The following is a 22842-nucleotide window of genomic DNA, read 5'->3' as shown; positions in this document are numbered from 1 at the left end:
CATGCTGCCAGTGCGCCCGCATGAGTAAGCCGGTTGGATGCAACGGAACAATTTTATCAATCTAGGACAGAGATTTCCCTTTCGCCAAGCGAATAATTCCGGGGCGGAATTTTAGTGCCGCTAGGAACGCCGGTGCAGTGGGTATGAACAAGGCCGCCCTTCAATCCAGGTGCTGCGCCCTGTAGCCTCCGGGCAAGGAGAATCACTGCCGTGGCCCGTCCCGAAACTCTCTCACCGCTGTTTCGCTCGCTGCATTCCATCAAGGGTGTCGGCGACAAGCTGGCTGCGCTGCTGACGCGGTTCTTCGGCGCGCCCGACGGCCAGGAGGCCATTGCTCTCGATATTCTGATGCACATGCCATCGGGCGTGGTTGATCGCCGCCGCCAGGTCGGCATTGCCGACGCCTATCTCAACCAGATCGTCACCCTGCTGCTGCATATCGACCGGCACCAGCCGCCGCCGCATGGCAAGCCGCACGTGCCCCATCGGGTTTTCGCCCATGATGAAACCGGCGATGTGCAATTGGTGTTCTTCCGCGCCCAGGGCGGCTGGGTGGAAAAGGCGCTGCCGGTCGGCGAACAACGCTACGTTTCGGGCACGATAGGCTTTTTCAACGGCGAGAAGCAGATCACCCATCCCGACTATATCGTCGAGCCGGACAAATTTGCCACTTTGCCTCTGGTCGAGCCGGTCTATCCGCTCACTCAGGGCCTGAGCTCGAAGGCTTTGGCCAAGCTCGTCCGGCAGGTGCTCGACAGCCTGCCCGATATCCCCGAATGGATCGACCCTGCCACGATGGCGCAGCGGCAATGGCCCAGCTTCAGCGCGGCGATGCGCATGGTGCATCTGCCCGACGCGCCCGGCGAAGCCGAACTCTGGTCCCCTGCCCGGCAGCGCCTTGCCTATGATGAATATTTTGTCGGTCAGCTCACCCTGCAGCTGATCCGTTCCACCATGGTCGCCGCGCGCGGCATCAGTCGCACCTTCACCGGTGAGGTGACACGCAAGGTGAGCAGCCTGTTGCCCTTTTCGCTCACCGAGGGGCAACTTGCCGCCGTTGAGGACATTCGCGCCGATCTCGCCTCGCCCGACCGTATGTCGCGGCTGCTGCAGGGCGATGTGGGGGCGGGCAAGACGGTTGTCGCGCTGATGGCCATGGCCGCCATGGTCGAGAGCGGCGCCCAGTCGGCCATGATGGCGCCCACCGAATTGCTGGCCGCGCAGCACTTCAAGACCCTCAAGCCGCTCTGCGATGCAGCGGGCCTCGGTTGCGAACTACTCACCGGCAAGATGCCTGCTGCCGAACGCCGCGCCAAGCTGGCCGGCATCGCCAGCGGCGAGACCGATATCGTGGTGGGCACCCACGCCCTGTTCCAGTCCGGCGTAGAATTTCACAATCTGGGCCTGACGGTGGTCGACGAGCAGCATCGCTTTGGCGTGCATCAGCGTCTGGCGCTGTCGGACAAGGGTAAGCACACCGACCTGCTGGTGATGACGGCCACCCCGATTCCGCGCACGCTGGTGCTGACCCATTTTGGCGACATGGATGTCAGCATTCTGCGTGAAAAGCCGAAGGGCCGCCAACCCATTGATACGGCTGTGTTATCCATTGGCGACTATGATCGCGTCGTCGCCCGGCTGCAGGCACGGCTGCACGAGGGTGCGCAGGCCTTCTGGGTCTGTCCGCTGGTCGAGGAAAGCGAACATCTTGATGTGGTCGCCGCCGAGGACCGCTTTGCCGAACTGCAAAAAGTGTTCGGCGATCAGGTGGCGCTGGTGCATGGCCGGATGAGCGCCGCTGCCAAACAGGCGGTGATGACCCGCTTCGCGGCCAATGAACTCAAGCTCCTGGTCGCCACCACCGTCATCGAGGTCGGCGTCGACGTCCCCAATGCCTCGATCATGATCATCGAACACGCCGAGCGTTTTGGCCTGGCCCAGCTGCACCAGCTGCGCGGTCGCGTCGGGCGGGGCTCGACCCGCTCGTCATGCCTTTTGCTCTATAAGGGCAATCTGAGCGAAACCGCCAGGGCTCGGCTCGACACGATCAAATCCACCGAGGACGGTTTTGTCATTGCCGAGCGCGATCTGGAACTGCGCGGCCAGGGCGACGTGCTGGGCACAAGGCAGTCCGGCATGCCCGGCTATCGGCTCGCCGTGCCCGATGTGCACCGCCATCTGCTCGATTTCGCCCATGACGATGCCAAGGCCCTGTTGGCGCGCAATCCAGGCCTTGCTGGCCCGGAAGGCGAAGCGGCGCGCACGGCCTTGTATCTGTTCAGAAAAGACCTGGCGATTCCGCTGATCCGGGCAGGGTAAGGCATGCAGATCATGGTGCGCGCCGGCAACCCGGCAGCAGACTTCTGCAACACGGCCGGATTTTCGCCCGAAACAGCCGCCTGTTACGGCAAGCGGCTGATCCCCGACGACTGACGCCTACTCCACCGTCACCGACTTCGCCAGATTCCTTGGCTGGTCCACGTCCGTGCCCATGAACACCGCCGTGTGATAGGCGAGCAACTGCACCGGAATGGTGGCCAGGATCGGCGCCACAAAGCTCGACACATGCGGGATCAGAATCACGTCGGCCACGCCCTGGCCGACCGTTTCGGCGCCCTGGGCGTCGGTGATCAGGATGATCTTGCCGCCCCGTGCCGCCACTTCCTGCATGTTGGACAAGGTCTTGTCGACCAGCTCGTCGGACGGCGCCACCACGATCACCGGCATGGCTTCGTCCACCAAGGCAATGGGGCCGTGCTTGAGTTCACCTGCCGCATAACCTTCGGCGTGGATATAGCTGATTTCCTTGAGCTTGAGCGCGCCTTCCATGGCGATAGGGAACATCGGCCCCCGCCCCAGATAGAGCACATCCTTGGCCTTGCTCAACCGCTTGGCGATTTCCATGATCTGATCTTCAGTGCCCAGGGCAGCCGACACCGCCGTCGGCAGGCCGATCAGCGCCTGCACCATGTCGGTTTCCTGCTCGGCGCTCAGCACGCCACGGGCGCGGCCAGCGGCAATGGCCAGACTGGCCAGGGCGGTCAGTTGCGCCGTCAGCGCCTTGGTCGAGGCCACACCAATTTCGGGGCCGCACAGAATGGGAAATACCACGTCGGATTCGCGGGCAATGGTGGATTCCAGCGTATTGACCAGTGCCGCGACGTGCTGGCCCTGGCTGGCGCAGTAGCGCAGCGCCGCCAGCGTATCGGCGGTCTCACCCGACTGCGAAATGAACAGCGACAGGCCGTTCTTTTCCAATGGCGGCTCGCGATAGCGGAATTCGGAGGCCACATCGATATCGACCGGCAGCCGGGCATAGCGCTCAAACCAGTATTTCGCCACGGCGCCCGCCAGATAGGCCGTACCGCAGGCGCTGATGGTCAACCGGCTGAGATCGGCAAAGTTGAACGGCAGCGCCTCGCGAATGGCCACTCTCTCAGTGCCCATATCCACATAATGGCTCAGCGTGTGACCGATGGTTTCGGGCTGCTCGTAGATTTCCTTGGCCATGAAGTGGCGATGATTGCCCTTGTCGACCATGGCGGCCGAGGTGAGTGACACCAGTTGATCGCGCTCGACAATGGCGTCACTGCGGTCACGAATAGTGACGCCGCTATGGGTGATCACCGCCCAATCGCCATCCTCAAGATAGCTCAGGCGCGAGGTGAACGGCGCCATCGCCATGGCGTCCGAACCCAGATACATCTCGCCATTGCCATAGCCGATGGCCAAGGGCGCGCCATGGCGGGCCGCGATCAGCAGATCCTCGCGGCCATGGAACATGAAGGCCAGGGCAAAGGCGCCACGCAGCTTCTTGAGCGTCCGCGACACGGCCTGCTCGGGGTCGGCACCATTGGCCAGTTCGCGGCTGGCCCACAGGGCAACCGCTTCGGTGTCGGTCTGGGTATCGGGCAGATAGCCGTCCTTGGCCAGATCGAGCAGCATCTCGCGGTAATTCTCGATAATGCCATTATGCACCACGGCCACCCGGTCGGTGACATGGGGATGGGCATTGCCTTCGGTGGGCGCGCCATGGGTGGCCCAGCGGGTATGGCCAATGCCGATCTGGCCGCTCATCGGCTCGGCATCAAGCTTCTGCGCCAGATTGACCAGCTTGCCTTCGGCCCGGCGCCGGGCAATCTCGCCGCCTTGCAGCGTGGCGACACCAGCGCTGTCATAGCCGCGATATTCCAGCCGCTTGAGCGCATCCACCAGGCGAACGGCCACGGGCTCGTTGCCGACAATACCGACGATCCCGCACATGGCTACAGGCCCTTCTTGTTCTGTTTCTTGGCCTTGGCAGCCGCAAAAATCTCTTTGGCACGACCCGGTTTGTTGACCTGACGACTGCGGCCCAGCGCCAGAGCATCGGCTTCCACATCCTCGGTGATCACACTGCCACTGCCGACCAGCGCGCTTGTGCCAATGGTAAGGGGCGCCACCAGCGAACTATTGGAGCCGATAAAGGCATTGTCACCGACATTTGTGCGGTGCTTGTTATAGCCATCATAATTGACGGTGATCACCCCGGCGCCGATGTTCACCTCGCTGCCGATGCTCGCGTCGCCGATATAGCTGAGATGGCTGACCTTGGCGCCCTTGCCGATCTCGGCCTGCTTGATCTCGACAAAATTGCCGATCTTGGCGCCCTCGGCCAGATTGGCGCCGGGACGCAACCGCGCAAATGGCCCCACCGAACTGTTGGGGCCGACATGGGCCCCCTCGATATGGCTGAAGGCGTGGATCACCGCGCCGCTCTCGATCCTGACGCCCGGTCCAAACACCACGTTGGGTTCAATGGTCACATCCTGGGCGATTTCGGTGTCATAGGAAAACCAGACGCTGCCGGGGTCCTTGAGCGTCACGCCGGCCTTCATGAAATCGTCACGCCGCATCTCCTGAAACAGGGCTTCGGCATGAGCCAGCTGGCTGCGGTCATTGACACCAATAACGTCGTCTTCCGGAGCGATACCGAAACCGACCTTCTTGCCAGCCTTGTTGGCCAGCCCGACCAGATCGCCCAGATAGTACTCGTTCTGGACGTTGTTGTTGTCGACCTTGTCGATCAGCTCGCGGAACACATCGGCGCGGAACGCCAGAATGCAGGCATTGCACAGCCCGATGCCGCGCTCCTCTTCCGTCGCGTCCTTGTGCTCGCGGATGGCCAGCAGGGTCTCGCCATCGGTGATGAACCGACCATAGCCGGTGGGGTCCTTGGGCTCAAAGCCGAGAATGGCCACATCCAGACCGGCATCAAGTCGATCGAGGACAACCCTGAAATTCTCGCCACGCAGGCGCGGGTGATCACCATAGACCACGGCCACATAGCCCTGCGCCTTGGCAAACAGGTCACGCGCCATGGCGGCGGCATGGGCTGTTCCCTTGGCCTCGGTCTGCTCAAAATGCACGACATCGGGCTGCATAGCCGACACCGCCGCACGAATGGCCTCGTGCTTTGGGCCGGTCACCAGCGCAATCTGGCTGGAGCCGGCATCGCGCGCGGCTTGGGCAACGTGTCCGATAATCGGCAACCCGCCAACAGGATGCAAAACCTTGGGTAGCGCCGAGCGCATGCGGGTGCCTTCGCCAGCAGCCAGAATGATCGACAGCAATTCGGTCATGGTAGTCTCCACCGCGCACTGGCTATTCCTGCGCATCTGCACAGATTTATGGCAAACAAGAGTTGGCGAACCCCTAAGCAGGGCCCCATTGTTCTATCACTGCGCAATATCTGATTCGACTGCGCTCTCGGGGTTTTTGATATTGGCCAAGGCATCGGAACAGTTCCGGCAGTCGGACGTGACCACTTGGGCCGTCGTGGCGCTGGTGTTCGGCGCTATTGCGGTGCTGGGGGCCAATATTTCGGCCACGATCCCTTCTGGCATTCTGGGCGGGCTGCACAAGACCCGCATTGAAGGCGCCTCCCTGGATCAATTGCGGCTGCAGGTCGCCGATCTTCGCGCGCAGACGCTGCAGCTCAAACGCGACAATACTGTGTTGACCAGCCGCTTTGCGCTGATTGAGCAGCAAGGCAACGCCGTCCAGCATCGGGTGGGCGCGCTGGAGGTCAGCCTGCCCCACCTGCTTGAAGCGCTGCCCGACACCGCCCAGATTGACCGCTCCGCGGTAACCGCCTCGATTGGCGAGGCGCTGGTTTACGATGCTGATGGCGGCTCGGTAATGATCCGCCAGCAGCCCATGGCCGCCGCATCCCCCTCCAGCGATCAGACTCAGGCTCTGCCTGAACCACTGGAGGCGGCCAGCCTGTCCCAGCCAGACAGTTCCGCCTTCGGCATTGCGCTGGGCACAGCCGTACCCGCCGACCAGGCCCGCGGCGCCTGGAACGAGTTGTCGATGAAGCTGGGGCCCTTGCTGTTTGGCCTGTCGCCGGTTCTGGCCGACACCGACACTGACGCCAACAAGCGCATTGTCCTCGGTCCCATTGCCGAACTCTCCGAGGCTACCGCATTGTGTGTTCGACTGGAGCGGATTTCAATTTCATGTCTACCCATGCCCTATACCGGAACGCCGCTGGGCGACTGAGAACCTCGCAATTGCGGTTGACAGCGCAAGCCACGTCTCTATGTTCCGCCGCGACGCCCATGGCGTCATTCTTGGTGCGTGCCGGTAGCTCAGTGGTAGAGCATTCGACTTTTAATCGAATGGTCGAGGGTTCGACCCCCTCCCGGCATACCAAGCTTTCTTCCTTCATCTGATCGGGCCCCTGCAGTGTCACAGGATACCATCGATCTGCTCAAGGTCCTCGCCGCGACGCTGGTGACCTTTGCCGCCAGCACGCTGGTGATGCTCTATGTCATTTACCTGCTGGCCCAATATGGCGCCAACCTGCCGATGATCGGTTCGCTGCCGCTCAGTGCGCCGCCGGAAATGGTGCCCCTGCTGGCCCACAACCAGATCCTGCCCACCCTGGCGGCCGTGCATGTCACCGCCACCGGCCTGGCGCTGCTGCTGACGGCCCACACCATCGACATGGCCCTGCTGATCACCGCCAAGGCCGTCACCGTGGTGATAACGGCCCTGCTCGGCTTTGTCGGCGGCCACATGATCTATCTGCAACTGACCGAAGGCGCGGCGATCCATCTGACGCCGCTTACCCCAGTCTTTGTCGCCCTGCTCGGCTTTCTGCTGCTGTCGTCATTTCTCAGCCTGCCCAGCCTGCGCCAATTGGGCAATCTGCGCTATGTGGTGGCGGTCGGTATGGTGGTGATGGGCCCGATGCTGCTGGTGTGGCTTTAGCGCGCTCTTGCGGCTCTCTTCATGCTCCCCTTGCGGGACAAGGTGCCCGAAGAGCGGATGAGGGGTCTCGTGCCATCCATTGGCGCTGGATGGAAGGCGCAGAAATCCATCCCTTTCCTCAAGGGGCCAGGGCAATCCGGTTGTCACCTGAGTATCCAGCCTAGGCCGCCAGTGTCACCACAATGGCCCCGCGTGGCGTCGCCACGACCGTGTGTTCATATTGCACGCAAGGCGCCGAAGGCTTGCTGGTGAGGGTCCATTCATCGTCGGCTGACTTCTGATCGGCCATGCGTCCGCCCAGCGACAGGAACGGCTCGATGGTGAATACCAGCCCGTCGGTCATGCGCCGGCGCTCGGACCTGTCGGGCCAGGTGGCAATCTCGCCGGGCTCGTCGTGCAGACTGTCGCCAACGCCATGGCTGGCCAGATTGCCGATCAGCGTATAGCCGCCCTTCTTGGCAAACTGGCCGATGGCGGTGCCGATATCGGCCAGTGGCGCCCCGGCCTTGACCGCGCGAATGCCGGCCCACATGGCCTTTTTGCCGTCGCGGCACAGCGTCACCAGGCGCCGGTCGCCCTCACCCAGGATGAAGGATGAACCACAATCGGCAAAGACGCCGTCCTTGACGGCGGAAACGTCGATATTGACCAGGTCACCCGCGCCCAGCACCCGATCGCCCGGAATGCCGTGGGCGATTTCCTCATTGACCGAAATGCAGGTCGCGCCAGGGAAATCATAGGTCACTTCCGGAGCCGACAAGGCGCCGTGTTCAGTCAGCAGCTTGCGGCCGATCTCATCAAGCTCGAGGGTTGTCATGCCCACACGCATGGCCGACGCCATGGCGTCGCGGGTCAGGGCGCAGATCCGGCCGATGGCCTTGAGCTTTTCAAGCTGTTCTTCGGTGGTGATGGTCAAGTGATCAGCCCTTGTTGGCCAGATAATAGGCGAGCAGACCCCGGGTCGAGCTATCGTGCCCTTCCCCGCTCTGGCTGCCTTCCACCTTGGGCAGCAGCGCCTTGGCCAGCTGCTTGCCCAGCTCCACGCCCCACTGATCATAGGAATTGACGTTCCAGATCACGCCCTGGATGAACACCTTGTGCTCATAGAGCGCCACCAGCGACCCCAGCGTTTCCGGCGTCAGCTGCTCGTAAAACAGCGTGTTGGACGGGCGATTGCCCGGGAAAACCTTGTGCGGTGTCAGCTCTTTGATCTGGGCCTTGCTCAGGCCCTGCGCCTTGAGTTCGGCGACCACTTCCTCGGCCGTCTTGCCCAGCATCAGCGCCTCGGACTGCGCCAGGACATTGGCCACCAGCTTGTCATGGTGCGGCGGTAGGCTTTCATGTGGCTTGGCGGCGATCAGGAAGTCGCAGGGGATCACGTCGGTGCCCTGATGGATCAGCTGGTAAAAGGCATGCTGGCCATTGGTGCCGGGCTCGCCCCAGACGATCGGGCCGGTTGACCAGCCGACGGGCTTGCCGGCCAAGGTGACCGATTTGCCGTTGGATTCCATGTCCTGCTGCTGCAGATAGGCGGCAAAACGGCCCAGCCGCTGGTCATAGGGCAGCACGGCATGGGTCGAAAAGCCCCAGACATTGCGATACCACACGCCCAGCACGGCCATGATTGCCGGCAGGTTTTCCTCCAGCGGCGCGCTGAGGAAATGCCGGTCCATGGCGTCGGCGCCTTTGAGGAACTTGGCAAAATTGTCGTAGCCCACGGCAATGGCGATCGGCAGGCCAATGGCCGACCATACCGAATAGCGCCCGCCAACCCAGTCCCAGAAGCCAAAGATGCGGTCTTCACGGATGCCGAACTTGGCGCAGGCCGGGATATTGGTCGAGACCGCCGCGAAATGGTTCGGCACCGCCTCTTCGCCCAGCGTATCGGCGACCCAATCGCGCGCCGTGCCGGCATTGGTCATGGTTTCGTCGGTGCTGAAGGTCTTGGAAGCGATGATGAACAGTGTCGACTTGGGGTCAAGCCGATTGAGCACATCGTGGATATGGGCGCCATCGACATTGGACACATAATGGGCCCGCAGATCGGCGCGCGTATAGGGTTCGAGCGCCAGCGTCACCATGGCCGGACCGAGGTCGGAGCCGCCAATGCCGATATTGACGATATCGGTGAACTGGGCGCCGCCATGGCCGCGAATGGCGCCGCTGCGGATATCGTTGCTGTAGCTTTCCATCGCCGCCAGCACGGCGCGCACGTCAGGCATGACGTCCTTGCCGTCCACCGGCACCGGCTGATCGCCCTGATAGCGCAGCGCCATATGCATGACGGCGCGGTCTTCGGTGAGGTTGATGTGCACGCCTTCGCACATCTGGTCGCGCCGTTCCTCGACCCCGGCAGCGCGCGCCAGATCGAACAGCGCGGCCATGGCGTCTTCGTCGATGCGGTTCTTGGAATAATCGAGCAGGATGCCGGCGCCGCTGGTCGAATAGCGCTTGAAGCGGTTGGGGTCGACGGCGAACTGCACGCGCATCGGCTGCTCTTCGAGCCGCTTGCGGTGCTTGCCCAGGTTCGAAAAACTTGCCTTGCGTCCAGGTTTAGCCATGTCGAAGAAGCCCTTCAGGAAATCAGAGAACCGGCAGATCGCCAGCGGCCCAGGCCGCGCGCGTTTCTGCCGCATAATCGGTAAAGCGGCCGCCTTCGATCGCACCGCGACAGCCCTGCACCAGCTCTTGATAATAGGCCAGATTGATCTGGGAAAGGATCATTGCGCCCAAAATCTCTTCTGTCTTAACGAGATGATGCAAATAGGCGCGGCTCCAGCGGCGGCAATTGGGGTTGGGCGAGGCCTCGTCGATCGGCCGATGGTCATCCCTATGCCGGGCATTCTTCAGATTGATGACACCAAAGCGGCTGTAAACGTGGCCATGCCGGCCGGCACGCGTGGGGTGGACGCAGTCGAACATGTCGATGCCCCGGCCGATGGCGCCCAGAATATCGTCCGGCTTGCCGACGCCCATCAGATAGCGCGGCCGGTCGGTCGGCAGTTCGGGGGTGATCTCTTCGAGCACCCGGAACATCACGTCCTGCGGCTCGCCGACGGCCAGCCCCCCCACGGCATAGCCGTCAAAGCCGATCGACTTCAGCCCCTGGGCCGAGCGCAGGCGCAGATCGGCGTCGTCGCCGCCCTGCACAATGCCGAACAGCGCCCGGTTCTGCTGGTTGTTGAACGCCGTCTTGGAGCGGTCGGCCCAACGCAGCGACAGCTCCATCGCGCGCTCGATTTCCGTGCGCTCGGCGGGCAGCTTGATGCATTCGTCGAGCTGCATGATGATATCGCTGTCGAGCAGCGTCTGGATCTCGATCGAGCGCTCCGGCGTCAGCTCATGGCTCGACCCGTCAATATGGGATTTGAAGGTAACGCCGTGCTCGGTCAGCTTGCGCAATTGCGCCAGCGACATCACCTGAAAGCCGCCGCTATCGGTCAGGATCGGCCGCTGCCAATCCATGAAGTCATGCAGCCCGCCCTGGCTGGCCACCCGCTCGGCGCCGGGCCGCAGCATCAGGTGATAGGTATTGCCCAGCAAGATATCGGCGCCGGTCTCGCGCACCTGTTCGGGATACATGGCCTTGACCGTGCCCGCCGTGCCGACAGGCATGAAGGCCGGAGTCTGGATATCGCCGCGCGGCGTATCAATCCGCCCCCGCCGCGCCAGGCCATCGGTGGCCGAAAGGGTAAAGGTAACTTGTTTGCTGGTCGTGCTCATGGAGCGGGTTCTAGCGGGTTGGTGCGGGGCACACAACTGGGCGGCGTTGCTATGCCGCCCTAGGTTGCCCGGATCAGCAGCGAGCTGTCCCCGTAGGAATAGAACCGGTAACCGTCACGTATCGCGTGGGCATAGGCGGCCTTCATCACGTCGAAACCGGCAAAGGCGCTGACCAGCATGAACAGCGTCGATTTGGGCAGGTGGAAATTGGTCATCAGCAGGTCGACCGCGGCAAATTTGTAGCCGGGGGTGATGAAGATGTCGGTGTCGCCGCAGAATGGCGCCAGCGTGCCCGTCGCGCGCGCGGCGCTTTCGAGCAGGCGCAGACTTGTCGTCCCCACGGCGACAACCCGTCCGCCGGCGGCGCGGGCAGCGTTGATGCGCGCCACCGTTGCCGCGTCGATCTCGCCCCATTCGGCGTGCATGACATGGTCCTCGGTATCGTCCACCTTCATCGGCAGAAAGGTCCCGGCCCCGACATGCAGCGTGACGCGCTCAATGCTGACGCCCATGTCGGCGATCTTTTGCAGCAGGTCCTCGGTGAAATGCAGCCCCGCCGTCGGCGCCGCCACGGCGCCATCTTCGGCGGCATAGACGGTCTGATAGTCGACCTTGTCGCGCTCCTCGAGGCCGCGCTTGAGCCCGATATAGGGCGGCAACGGCATGGCGCCGTGCGATTTGATGGCCTCGTCCAGCGCCGCGCCGGCCAGATCGAACTGCAGCGTCACTTCGCCGGTCTCGCCCTTGCTGGCGACCCGCGCCGTCAGGGCATCGGCCTGACCATTGCCCAGCTCGAGCACATCGCCCACGGCCAGTTTCTTGGCCGGGCGGGCAAAAGCCTTCCACTGCGTGGCGTCGACGCGCTTGTGCAGGTTGAACGAGATATTGGCGCGGAACTCCCCGCGTATCCGACTGCCATGCAGTTCGGCGGGCAGCACGCGGGTATCGTTGACCACCAGCACGTCCCCGGCCCTGAGCAGGGTCAGGAGGTCAGGGATGTGCAGATCACTCAGTCCCGCCACCGGATCGACCAGCAGCAGGCGCGCACTGTCGCGCGGCTCGGCGGGATGCAGGGCAATCAGTTCTTCGGGGAGCACGAAATCGAAATCGGAAACTAGCATCGGTCCTGCCTAGCATTTCGATACAAATTCGCAAGGGCGATGCCATCCTGCCTGCCTTGGTCATGCCGCCATGCCGTAAATACACGGCCCCTGCCCTTGAAACTTCGCATCTCAAGTGAGATTTGAGTGGGAAGGAGACATTCATGGCCACCGCCCGCAAACAGGCCCAGCGCGAAACACGCGAGAAGCTGCTGAACGCCGCCAAAAGCCTGACCGTGCGCAGGGGCATTGCGGCCCTGTCGACCCGATCGGTCTGCGAGGCGGCGGGCTACAGCCAGGGCGCGTTCTATTCCAATTTCGATAATATGGACGCGTTGCTGCTAGCACTGATGGAGCGGCAGCTGGCCGCTGAGATCGACAAGCTCAATGCCCTGATCGATGCCAGGATCAAGGGGAACCTTGATGAGCTCAACCAGGCTCTGGCCACCCATTTTTCCGAACTTGCTGCAGACGCCGACGGATCATTGCTATCGGTGGAACTGCAGGTGCACGCCCTGCGCGACCCGGCATTTGCCGCCCGCTTCGACGCAACGCGCAGCAGCTATCTCGATGCACTTGGCGGCGTCATCGGCGCGGTGATGAGCCGCCACGGCCTGAGCCCGGCGCTGCCCGCGCGCGAACTGGCCAGGGGCCTGCACGCCCTGTGGACCGGTATGGCAGTGCAGTCCGCAGCAGACACCGAAACGTCCAGCGAGCGCTTGGTGCTCGCCTTCTTCATGGCGCTGGCTGGTGGCCAGCCCGACAACGGTCACACAGGCCGCACCGACGACGCATCAACGACCACTCAAAGGAGCCACAAATGACCATCAAGAATGTAACCGTGCTGGGTACAGGCGTATTGGGGGCGCAGATCGCCTTCCAGACTGCCTATACGGGCTTTTCGGTCACCGCCTATGACATCAGCGATGCGGCAGTCGTCAAGGCCAAGACCTTTCTCGACTATGTTGCCGGGCGTTACCTTGCTGATGTGAAGGGGGCAGATCAGTCCACCATCGCGGCCGCCCGGTCCCGCCTGATCTTCGTGACCGATCTGGCCGCTGCGGTCAAAGACGCCGACCTCATCATTGAGGCTGTGCCCGAGAAAATCGAGCTCAAGCGGGAGATTTACGCCAAGCTTGGTGCCGTGGCGCCGGCCAAAGCCATCTTTGCCAGCAATTCCTCGACATTGCTGCCCAGCGCCATGGCGCAATCCACCGGCCGGCCGGATAAGTTCCTTGCCCTGCACTTCGCCAATGAAATCTGGAGCAACAATATCGCCGAGGTCATGGGGCATCCAGATACCTCGCCCGAAGTCTTCCAGACGGTGGTCCAGTTCGCCCGTGACATCGGCATGGTACCGATCGAAATCCACAAGGAGCAGCCGGGCTATGTGCTCAATTCGCTGCTGGTGCCCCTGTTGTCCGCAGCGGGCCAGCTGCTGGTAAAGGGCGTAGCCACCCCCGACGCGATCGACAAAACCTGGAAAATCGCCACCAAATCGCCCAAGGGGCCGTTTGAGATCTACGACATCATCGGACTGAACACCGCCTATGCCGTGTCCTCGACACCCGGCAGCGGCCAGGAGAACTTCGCCGCCTACCTCAAGGAAAACTACATCGACAAGGGCAAGCTGGGCGTCACCACTGGCGAAGGCTTTTACAAGTACCCGCGCAACTAGCGCCCCACCCTTCGCGTCGGCCGGGCCTTTCCCGGTCGACTTTGAGTGCTGGCAGGCGGACCCTCATCGTCCCAGGGAACGGCAGCACTGCTCCCTACCCGGCCCGGCAACAGCGCGTCAAAAAAAGACCCCCGGGGCCCATGCCCCGGGGGTCTGCAATTCACGCGATGAGTCGGGCTCAGGCGGCGATGTCGGCGGCAACCTTGACCGAGACCATCTTGTCGGGATTGCTGACTGGCTCGCCGCGCTTGATCTTGTCGACATTCTCCATGCCTTCAATGACCTGGCCCCAGACAGTGTACTGCTTGTTGAGGAACGGGGTGTCGCCGAAGCAGATGAAGAACTGCGAATTGGCGCTGTCCGGGCTCTGGGCGCGGGCCATCGAGGCGGTGCCGCGCACATGCGGCTCATCGTTGAATTCCTGCTTCAGATTGGGGTATTTCGAGCCGCCGGTGCCGCGGCCGTCGGGGCAACCGGTTTGGGCCATGAAGCCCTCGATCACGCGGTGAAACACGATGCCGTCGTAAAAGCCTTCCCGTACCAGCTTCTTGATGTGCTCGACATGGTTTGGCGCCAGGTCCGGCCGCATGGCGATAACGACTTCGCCCTGGGTGGTTTCAATGACGAGGGTGTTTTCGGGATCCGCATATTCAGCCATGTGTCAGCAACTTTCGGTTGGAAATTTGTGGCCCGCATGTAAGGCCAAAGGGCGACGGGTGCAAGGTCGGCCGATCGCAGCCCCCTTCCCATCTTCCCCCTGAAGGGGGAGGGACAGATCGAGTTTGAGGCACAATCGAGCCAAACCCAGCGCGCGGTCCCTCCTCCTTCAGGGGGAGGTTGGGTGGGGGTGCGGCTTACTTATATTCGATCTTGGCGGTAACGATCTTGTCGGGGTTCGCGACCGCGCCGTTCTGTTCCTTGGGGCCTTTTTCCAGGCCATTGATCAGCTCCATGCCGCTGATCACCGTGCCGAACACGGTATATTGCCCATCAAGGAAGCTGGCGTCGGCCGTCACCACGAAGAACTGGGAGTTGAACGAGTTGGGGTCCTGCGAGCGGGCCGCGCCAACAGCGCCGGGCTGAAAGCTCTCGGCGTTGAATTCGGCTTCGACGTCGGGCAGATCCGAGCCACCCATGCCGGCGCGCGACAGATCGAAATCGGCTGCGCCGGTCTTGCCGAACTTCACGTCGCCGGTCTGGGCCATGAAGCCGTCGATGACGCGATGGAACACCACGCCGTCATAGGCACCCTGCTCGGTCAGCGCGATGATCCGCTCGACATGCTTGGGCGCCAGGGCCGGCAGCAGTTCGATATCGACCGCGCCGGCTTCCAGCGTCAGCATCAGATGGGGCGCGCCGGACTGGGCGAAGGCAGGAGCAGCGGTCAGGGCAGTGGCGCCGATAACGAGCGCGCCGAACAGGCGACGGGTGATTGCGGTCATGATTATTTCAGGGCCTTGAGAACGATTTGCGGGACGAAGGCGGAGATATCGCCGCCCATTTCAGCGATTTGCCGCACCAATGTGGCCGAGATATGCCGAACGGGCGGGCTGGAGGGCAGGAAAACCGTCTGCAGGTCCGGCGCCATCTGCGCGTTCATGCCCACCATCTGCATTTCATAATTGTAGTCGGTGGTGTCGCGCAGCCCGCGAATGATCAGCGTGGCGCCGTTTTCGCGCGCGGCATTGACCATCAGCCCGGCAAAATCGACAATCTTGAACTCGGTGTCGGTACGCCTGCCGACCGGGCCCAGCGCCTGCTCCAGAATCAGCAACCGATCGGCATGGGCAAACAGCGGCGTCTTCTTGCCCGGATTGACGCCAACGGCGACAACCAGCGTGTCCACCAGCTTGCAGGCGCGCTCGATGACGTCCAGATGCCCATTGGTCAGCGGATCAAATGACCCCGGATAAAACCCCACCAGCTTGCTCACACCGCGCTCCCCTTGTTGTTAGGGCGGTTTTGTCACGGGCGCCGGGTCGAGGCAAGGGTGGCACCGCCCAGCAAGATCAACAACACGCCACCGGTGAGAAACGCCGCCGGGGTGCCCCAACGGGAAGCGATGGCGCTGCCGATCAACGGGGCCGACAGCATGGCGGTGACAATCACCGCCTCACCACCGGCAAATACCCGGGCAATCCGGTCGGCAGGCGCTTCGGCCTGCACGATGGTGCGATAGGGCACCAGCATGAAGGCCGTGGCGCCGCCCATGAACCCCAGCACCAGCAAAAATGCCGGTAGCTGCACGGCAACACCCAGCATGGCAGTAAGCGCAATGGTGCCGGTGACAAGGCCTGACACCATCGCGGCCAGCGCCATCGATCGCATGGGGTGGCTGGCGGCAATGCGGCCGGCCAACAAGGCGCCGAGCAGGCCCCCGAGCCCCGAGGCCGAGATGGACAGGCCGAAAGCTGTTGCGTCAAAGCCAAGCCCTTCGGCCAATAGCGCAATCAGTGCGTCATAGAGGAAGAAAGAAAAATAGGCGCTGGCTGAAAAGATCAACGCGATCAGCAGCCGACGACTGCGCCGGAATTCGGCAAGTCCGGCCAGTAAACGCGTGGCGAAGGGCTCTATCCCTTTAGCTTCCGTCGCGCGTTCTGGCACAGCGACGCCCAGGATGATAACTGCCGCCAGCAGCGACAGCGCGCCATTGAACAGGAAGACGCTCTGCGCCGGCCAGAAGGCCAGCAAGGCGCCGCCGATGGCTGGTCCGGCAATTTTGGACGTCTGGTTGATCGCCTGATGCAGTCCCTGCGCATGGCCGAGCAACGCGACCGGCGTGGTCGCCTGAATGGCGGCCTGCCGGGCTGGGGTGAAGGCGCTGTCGATGCAGCCGCGCAGGAATACCAGCCCGAGCAAAACTCCGGCATCACCGCTAAAGGCGAAGGCGAGGGTGACCAGAGCGCGGCCGAGATTGGTGGCGAACAGCACGCCAAGCAGCGGCGCGCGATCGACCAAAACGGCCAGCAGAGGGCCAACAATGACATAGGGCAGGCTCAGCGCCAGCGCGAACAGCGCCAGCGTGACCGGCCCCTGCCCCCAACCATAGACCAGCAGCGCCACGATGGCGGCGTAGTCGAGCCAGTCGGCGAAATCCGCCGGGACACAGGCCAGCGCCAGGCGGCGGGGCGCTGGCAGCGTCAGCAGAGATCGGTAACCTTCGGCTTTCGCTTGCGTCATCGGTTGCTATCTCCCCATCAGCAAAGCAAGCCACCAGGCTGGTAGTTTGGCAGGCAGCCGCCTAAGCAGTTCAGGCCCGTTTCTGCAGCGCCAGCCACACGCCGCCGGCCATCAGGATAAGACCCGAGACGCGGGATATGGCCTGCACGCGGCCAGCGCTGAGCAGGTGGCGCGCGCGACCGGCGACAACGGCATAGACTGCATCCGTCGAACCGGCGACGAGCATGAAGAACAGGCCCAGCGCCATCACCTGGGGAAAGGTGGGCTGCGTCACGTCGACAAATTGCGGCAGGAATGCACCGAGAAAGATCAGTGCCTTGGGATTGGAGAGGATGACGAGAAAGCCCTCGACCGCCATGGCGCGCCGCGACTTGGTCTTTTCGGCGCGGGCGGCGCCCAGATCCCCATCGGAGCGCCACATCTTCCAGCCCAGCCAGACCAGGTAGGCGGCGCCGAGCAGCTTGATCCAGTCGAAGGCCCAGCCCATGAACGCCACCAGCGCCTGCATGCCCAGGGCCACGACCAGCGTCATCACCAGGAAGCCCGCCTGGGTGCCCGCGACAATGGCGAGGCCCGCGCCGGTGCCGCGCGCCAGTGCATTGGCAACGATGACCGTGACGGTCGGTCCCGGCACGATGGCCAGCAGGAAACAGGCGCCAAGATAGGGAATGAGGGTGGTGAGGCTGAACATGGCCGACTCTCCTGGGAAAGCTCAGCAAGCCATTGTGGACCGGAAATGACAAGGGGCGCCGTGGGCGCCCCTGTTCTCATTCGTTGCCGCTCGGGACTACTCCTCGGTCGGCTCATCGGGCGCTTCGGGAGCGTCCGGCGCCTCGGGCGGCGTGGTGTCGTCGGCGCTCTGGGGCGGCACGGCGCCATCAGTCCCCTCAGCAGCCTCGGCCACTTCGTCCTCATCGATAGCCTCGGGCTCGCGGATGTGCTCGACCGACATCACCTTCTCGCCTTCGGCGGTGTCAAACACGATGACACCCTGGCTGCCGCGGCTGACGATGCGGATCGGCTTGTCGCCACCCACTGGCAGGCGAATGGTCTGGCCGCCATCGCTGATCAGCATGATCTGGTCGTCGTCTTCCACGGGGAAACTCGACACCAGCAGGCCGTTGCGCTTGTTGACCGCCATGGCGACGATGCCTTTGCCGCCGCGTGCGGTGATCCGGTATTCGTGGCTGGAGGTGCGCTTGCCATAGCCGTTTTCGGAAATGGTCAGGATGAGCTGCTCGGTGGCACTCATCTGGGCGTAGCGTTCCTGGGGCAGATCGCCGGCGACCACGTCGGATTCGTCCGCATTGGTCTCTTCGCTCTGCTCTTCGCCACGTACGGCACGGCTCATCTTGAGATAGGCGGCGCGTTCTTCGGCGCTGGCATCGGAGTGGTTGATGATGGCCATGGAAATGACCACGTCGTCCTTGGCCAGATTGATGCCCCGCACGCCCATCGAATCGCGACCCTTGAACAGCCGCACATCGTCGGTGCGGAAGCGGATCGCCTGGCCCATTGCCGTGGTCAGCAACACGTCGTCATTGACCGTCGCCGTCTCGACGCCAACGATCTGGTCGCCCTCGTCGAGCTTCATGGCGATCTTGCCGTTCTGGCGCACTTCGATGAAGTCGGCCAGCGAGTTGCGGCGCACCGTGCCGCGCGTGGTGGCGAACATGATGTCGAGATTGGCCCAACTGCTCTCGTCCTCGGGCAGCGGCATGATGGTGGTCAGCCGTTCGCCCTGCTCGAGCGGCAGGATGTTGATCAGTGCCTTGCCGCGGGCATTGGCCTGGGCCAACGGCAGCCGCCAGACCTTGAGCTTGTAGGCAATGCCGCGGCTGGTGAAGAACAGCACCGGGGTGTGAGTATTGGCGACGAACAGCCGGGCGACGAAATCCTCGTCGCGCGTGGCCATGCCCGAGCGTCCCTTGCCGCCACGGGCCTGGGCCCGATAGGTCGAGAGCGGCACGCGCTTGATATAGCCTTCGTGGCTCACGGTCACGACCATGTCTTCGCGGGCAATCAGGTCCTCGTCGTCGAAATCGCCCAGCGATTCCGAGATTTCGGTGCGGCGCGGAATGGCGAACTGGTCCTTGATCTCGGTCAGTTCCTGGCGGATGATTTCAACCACCCGTTCGCGGCTGCGCAGGATATCGAGATAGTCCTCGATCTGGGAGCCCAGGCCGTTCAGTTCCTCGCCGATTTCATCGCGACCCAGCGCCGTCAGGCGGGCCAGACGCAGTTCGAGAATGGCGCGGGCCTGCTCCTCGGAGAGGTTGAAGGTGCCATCTTCATTGATGCGGTGGCGCGGATCATCGATCAGCGCAATCAGCGGCGCCACGTCCTGGGCGGGCCAGCGGCGGGTCATCAGCTGCTCACGCGCCGTTGCCGGATCGGGCGCGGTGCGGATCAGGGCGATGACTTCGTCGATATTGGCCACGGCCACGGCCAGTCCGACCAGGATATGGGCGCGGTCGCGGGCCTTGTTGAGCAGGAAGCGGGCGCGGCGCGTCACCACCTGATGGCGGAAATCGATGAAGGCCTGCAGCATTTCGCGCAGGTTCATCAGCTGCGGCTTGCCGCCATTGAGCGCCACGAAATTGCAGCCGAACGAGGATTGCAGCTGGGTGAAGCGATAGAGCTGGTTGAGCACCACTTCGGGCAGCGCATCGCGCTTGATTTCCACCACCACGCGCATGCCGTTGCGGTCGGACTCGTCGCGCATGTCGGCAATGCCTTCAATGCGCTTGTCGCGCACCAGTTCGGCAATCTTTTCCACCATCGAGGCCTTGTTCACCTGATAGGGAATTTCCGTGATGATCAGCGCTTCGCGCTCCTTGCGGACCTCTTCGATGGCCACGCGACCGCGCATCATCACCGAGCCACGACCGGTCTCATAGGCCGAGCGGATACCGGCCCGGCCCAGAATTACGCCAGCGGTCGGGAAATCCGGGCCCGGCATGACGGCCAGCAGATCGTCGAAGGTGACCGATGGATTGTCGAGCACCAGCAGCGCCGCGTCGATGGTCTCGCCCAGATTATGGGTGGGAATATTGGTGGCCATGCCCACGGCAATGCCGCCGCCGCCATTGACCAGCATATTGGGATAGCGCGCCGGCAGGACCGTTGGCTCGTGCTCGGAGCCGTCATAATTGTCGCGGAAATCGACGGTGTCCTTGTCGAGATCGTCGAGCAGCGAATTGGTGACCCGCTGCATGCGCACTTCGGTATAGCGCATGGCGGCGGGCATATCGCCATCGACCGAGCCGAAATTGCCCTGCCCTTCCACCAGCAATTGGCCCATGGAAAAGTCCTGCGCCATGCGGACCAGCGCCATATAGACCGACTGGTCGCCATGCGGATGGTATTTGCCGATCACGTCGCCGACCACACGGGCCGATTTGCGATAGGGCTTGTTGTACTCGTAGCCGTTCTCGCTCATCGAAAACAGGATGCGGCGATGCACCGGCTTGAGCCCGTCGCGCACGTCAGGCAGAGCGCGGCTGACGATCACGCTCATGGCGTAATCGAGATAGGATTTCCGCATTTCATCGGTGATGGAAATCAGCGAAATATCGGAGGGCGGCAGCGCGCCAGTTCCGTTGTCGGTCGTATCGGTCACTGGGGTGATTCTATGTTGGTTTTGTTACCCGATTGATAGGCGATTCCGGCAGCAATTGCCAATTTGCCGCGCGGGGAAGCTGTGGAGAGGCTTTTGCGGTCAACCGGCAGGGTAAAAAGGCCTGCCCCGCCCATGCCGCCCTGCGCTCCCGACGCGGATTTGGCGCGGCTTCAGGCGGCAGAATTGAGCGTCAGGTCCAGTGCGCTGGCTAGGCTGGGGCGGCCGAACAGATAGCCCTGGCCAATATCGCAGCCAACCGCCTCGAGAGAGGCGCGCTGCTCCTCCGTTTCCACACCCTCGGCGACCACGATCTTGCCGAGCCGATGGGCCATCAGCACCGTCGTCTCGATAACCACCGCAGCTTTGGGACTGGGCAGGCTGCGGACGAAAGACTGATCGAGCTTGATAATGTCGAGCGGCAGGCTGGTCAGATAGCTCAGCGAGGAAAAGCCAGTCCCGAAATCATCGATGGAGATGGTAATGCCCATGGCGTTGATCTGGTGCAGGATATCGAGGTTTGCGGGGTCAGAGGCGATATCGACCGACTCGGTGAGCTCGATGTCCAGTCGCTGTGGCGACAGACCGGAGGCCTGCAGGGCCTGTTTGATCGAGCCCAGCAGGTCGCCACGCGTGATTTGCAGGGCGGAAATATTCACCGATAGCTTTCCCTGCCAGTGCCATTGCGCGCGCTCTCGGCATGCCTCGTGCAGAATCCAGTCGCCAATCTCCACAATCAGGCCGGTTTCTTCGGCCAGCGGGATGAACTCGGCCGGCGAGACCAGGCCAAGCTGTGGGTGACGCCAGCGGAGCAGAGCTTCCACCCCGACCATCTTGCCCGATTTGAGTTCAATCTGGGGCTGGTACACCAGAAAGAACTCGTTGCGCTGCAGCGCCTGTCGCAAGGCCAGGTCGAGCAGGCGCCGGTGTCGTATCTGGTGGCCATGCGCGGCCTCGTAGTGCACAGTCGGCAGTTGGCGGGACTGCGCAACCGTCAAGGCGATTTCGGCGTCCTGAAGCGCTGCATCGACACTGCTGTCCGGGCTGTCCAGAGCGGCACTGCCAAAAACGGTGCTCAACATGATGGTGTGCCCGGCAATTTCATAGGGCCGTTCAAGCCTGGCCATGGCCTCGGCAATCGCTGGATTCATCGCGCTGCCCGTGTGGCCCTGGCGGATGGCAAAGGCAAAGACATCGCTGTGCAGCCGCGCCGGCAGGGCTTTGTGCAGGCGGGTCAGGCGCGCCACGACTTCTCCCGCGACCTGATTGAACACTTCATGTCCAAGACTGGCATTGATACCGTCCAGCCGCTGCAGCCTGACCACCACCAGCACGCCAGTGCTGGGCGCTGCAGTGACCGCCTCGACAAAGGCATGGCGGGACATGGCGCCGGTGGCCTCGTCATGGCGTGCCAGATAGGCCAGTCGAGCCTGTTGTCGCTTGCTCTGACACCAGCGCCGGGCCCGCTCGTCAAGGAAACCGAGGGCGACCACGCCGACCACAATGGCGTGAAACAGGGCCGTCTCCAGCACCAGGGCGGCCAGAGTCAGCGCCAGCCACGCTGCACATTCGACAACGAGACTGGCAATTAGCGCAGCGGCGGCCTGCTGGGGCAGCGAAAATCGCCGCTGCGTCAGCGCCAGGATGCAAGCCATCAGCAAACCCAGCAGACCTGCCGGATAAATTCCCCAATCGGTCAGTGCCCGTCCCGCCTTGAGCGTTTCGGTGGCCGCAATCTGCACCATGCTGCCTTCGATGACACCGAAACGCGGCACCCGGAAAAAGTCGCGCAACTCGATGGCGCTGGCGCCGATGATCACCTGCTTGCCATTCAGCAGGGCGGGATCTGCCGAGCCATCGAGAATGGCGGCCACCGACAGGCGGGGGATGGCAGACAGATCAATGCTGTAGTCGATCATGATGGATGGGGTGGCCAGTTCGGAATCCGGCACCAGGGTCAACGGCACCGAGGGGATCGACCACAACATGGCCGGCACCGATCTCAGTAGGCTGGTGCCGTCGCCATCCACATTGACCAGTACTGGCCGGGCCAGCGCCTCCAACTGTGGCAGGGGCCGGTTGAGCAGGATTTCGCCGCTCGTTGAGTTCTGCTGGAACGCCGCCAGATAAGCGTAGCCCCCGGCCCGCTCCAAGGCCGCCGCGAAGGCCGCATCGGCGGCGGGGGTGGACGCCACGCTGAAATCGATATCGAACACGACGTCGAGCGCCCCATAGGCCATCAGGCGATCGAGCAATTCGGCGTGGACAGTGCGCGGCCAGGGCCA

The 22842-nt window shown here is 63.0% G+C and carries 18 protein-coding genes and 1 tRNA gene; 6 read left to right on the top strand and 13 right to left on the bottom strand.

From position 1 onward, the window contains the following. The first annotated feature begins 210 nt into the window (after positions 1–210). A complete protein-coding gene (gene recG, locus Q8O80_RS05980; RefSeq protein ID WP_305577951.1) occupies positions 211–2319 on the top strand; it encodes an ATP-dependent DNA helicase RecG in 2109 nt (702 codons plus the stop codon). Positions 2320–2436: 117 nt separating this feature from the next. Here the strand turns inward: recG and glmS are convergent, their stop codons facing one another. Both glmS and glmU read right to left on the bottom strand, forming a co-directional pair. Continuing rightward, on the bottom strand, positions 2437–4263 hold the full coding sequence (gene glmS / locus Q8O80_RS05975; protein WP_305577948.1) for a glutamine--fructose-6-phosphate transaminase (isomerizing): 1827 nt from the start codon (positions 4261–4263) through the stop codon (positions 2437–2439). 2 nt (positions 4264–4265) lie between these two features. Continuing rightward, the gene (gene glmU, locus Q8O80_RS05970; RefSeq protein ID WP_305577946.1) at positions 4266–5621 is read right to left on the bottom strand and encodes a bifunctional UDP-N-acetylglucosamine diphosphorylase/glucosamine-1-phosphate N-acetyltransferase GlmU; all 1356 of its coding nucleotides are present in this window, start codon (positions 5619–5621) and stop codon (positions 4266–4268) included. 142 nt (positions 5622–5763) lie between these two features. Between glmU and Q8O80_RS05965 the strand changes: the two genes are divergently transcribed. The 3 genes from Q8O80_RS05965 to Q8O80_RS05955 all read left to right on the top strand — a co-directional run bounded on the left by Q8O80_RS05965 (position 5764) and on the right by Q8O80_RS05955 (position 7257). Next, complete coding sequence (locus Q8O80_RS05965) at positions 5764–6543, top strand: hypothetical protein (RefSeq protein ID WP_305577944.1); 780 nt, start codon at positions 5764–5766, stop codon at positions 6541–6543. A gap of 78 nt (positions 6544–6621) precedes the next feature. Next, positions 6622–6696 (top strand) — tRNA-Lys (locus Q8O80_RS05960). Positions 6697–6729: 33 nt separating this feature from the next. Beyond that, positions 6730–7257, top strand: coding sequence for a hypothetical protein (locus Q8O80_RS05955; protein WP_305577942.1), 528 nt, complete (start codon positions 6730–6732; stop codon positions 7255–7257). A 160-nt stretch (positions 7258–7417) separates the two neighbouring features. On the opposite strand, the gene map is transcribed toward Q8O80_RS05955, so the two are convergent. Genes map through queA form a run of 4 tightly spaced genes read right to left on the bottom strand, consistent with a single transcriptional unit; the run spans position 7418 to position 12101 of the window. Then, on the bottom strand, positions 7418–8173 hold the full coding sequence (gene map, locus Q8O80_RS05950; protein ID WP_305577940.1) for a type I methionyl aminopeptidase: 756 nt from the start codon (positions 8171–8173) through the stop codon (positions 7418–7420). Between the two features lie 4 nt (positions 8174–8177). Then, a complete protein-coding gene (gene pgi / locus Q8O80_RS05945; RefSeq protein WP_305577938.1) occupies positions 8178–9818 on the bottom strand; it encodes a glucose-6-phosphate isomerase in 1641 nt (546 codons plus the stop codon). A 22-nt stretch (positions 9819–9840) separates the two neighbouring features. Continuing rightward, entirely contained in the window at positions 9841–10980 is a 1140-nt protein-coding gene (gene tgt / locus Q8O80_RS05940) for a tRNA guanosine(34) transglycosylase Tgt (protein ID WP_305577936.1), read from the bottom strand. A 59-nt stretch (positions 10981–11039) separates the two neighbouring features. Beyond that, a complete protein-coding gene (gene queA, locus Q8O80_RS05935) occupies positions 11040–12101 on the bottom strand; it encodes a tRNA preQ1(34) S-adenosylmethionine ribosyltransferase-isomerase QueA (protein WP_305577934.1) in 1062 nt (353 codons plus the stop codon). Positions 12102–12244: 143 nt separating this feature from the next. On the opposite strand from queA, the gene Q8O80_RS05930 reads away from it, so the two are divergent. Beyond that, the gene (locus Q8O80_RS05930; protein ID WP_305577932.1) at positions 12245–12904 is read left to right on the top strand and encodes a TetR/AcrR family transcriptional regulator; all 660 of its coding nucleotides are present in this window, start codon (positions 12245–12247) and stop codon (positions 12902–12904) included. Then, on the top strand, positions 12901–13758 hold the full coding sequence (locus Q8O80_RS05925; protein ID WP_305577930.1) for a 3-hydroxyacyl-CoA dehydrogenase: 858 nt from the start codon (positions 12901–12903) through the stop codon (positions 13756–13758). Before Q8O80_RS05930 ends, Q8O80_RS05925 begins: the two co-directional genes overlap by 4 nt. Positions 13759–13936: 178 nt before the next feature. On the opposite strand, the gene Q8O80_RS05920 is transcribed toward Q8O80_RS05925, so the two are convergent. The 7 genes from Q8O80_RS05920 to Q8O80_RS05890 form a co-directional block, all read right to left on the bottom strand. Continuing rightward, entirely contained in the window at positions 13937–14416 is a 480-nt protein-coding gene (locus Q8O80_RS05920) for a peptidylprolyl isomerase (protein WP_305577928.1), read from the bottom strand. Between the two features lie 196 nt (positions 14417–14612). Continuing rightward, positions 14613–15200, bottom strand: a complete 588-nt coding sequence (locus Q8O80_RS05915) for a peptidylprolyl isomerase (protein WP_305577926.1) — start codon at positions 15198–15200, stop codon at positions 14613–14615. Positions 15201–15202: 2 nt separating this feature from the next. Continuing rightward, positions 15203–15691 carry a pantetheine-phosphate adenylyltransferase gene (coaD, locus tag Q8O80_RS05910; RefSeq protein WP_305577924.1) on the bottom strand — a complete coding sequence of 163 codons (489 nt, stop codon included), beginning with the start codon at positions 15689–15691 and terminating at the stop codon, positions 15203–15205. Between the two features lie 32 nt (positions 15692–15723). Continuing rightward, positions 15724–16938 (bottom strand): MFS transporter, encoded by a 1215-nt coding sequence (locus Q8O80_RS05905; RefSeq protein ID WP_305577922.1) that lies wholly within the window; start codon positions 16936–16938, stop codon positions 15724–15726. A 70-nt stretch (positions 16939–17008) separates the two neighbouring features. Beyond that, the gene (locus tag Q8O80_RS05900) at positions 17009–17629 is read right to left on the bottom strand and encodes a LysE family translocator (protein WP_305577919.1); all 621 of its coding nucleotides are present in this window, start codon (positions 17627–17629) and stop codon (positions 17009–17011) included. Between the two features lie 96 nt (positions 17630–17725). Continuing rightward, positions 17726–20485 carry a DNA gyrase subunit A gene (gene gyrA / locus Q8O80_RS05895; RefSeq protein WP_371136122.1) on the bottom strand — a complete coding sequence of 920 codons (2760 nt, stop codon included), beginning with the start codon at positions 20483–20485 and terminating at the stop codon, positions 17726–17728. 245 nt (positions 20486–20730) lie between these two features. Then, positions 20731–22842, bottom strand: a 2112-nt coding sequence (locus Q8O80_RS05890) for a bifunctional diguanylate cyclase/phosphodiesterase (protein WP_305577915.1), incomplete at its 5' end; no start/stop codon positions are given.

The organism is Devosia sp. (assembly GCF_030689745.1).
GTDB lineage: Bacteria > Pseudomonadota > Alphaproteobacteria > Rhizobiales > Devosiaceae > Devosia > Devosia alba.
This window is presented reverse-complemented; position numbering and strand designations above follow the sequence as displayed.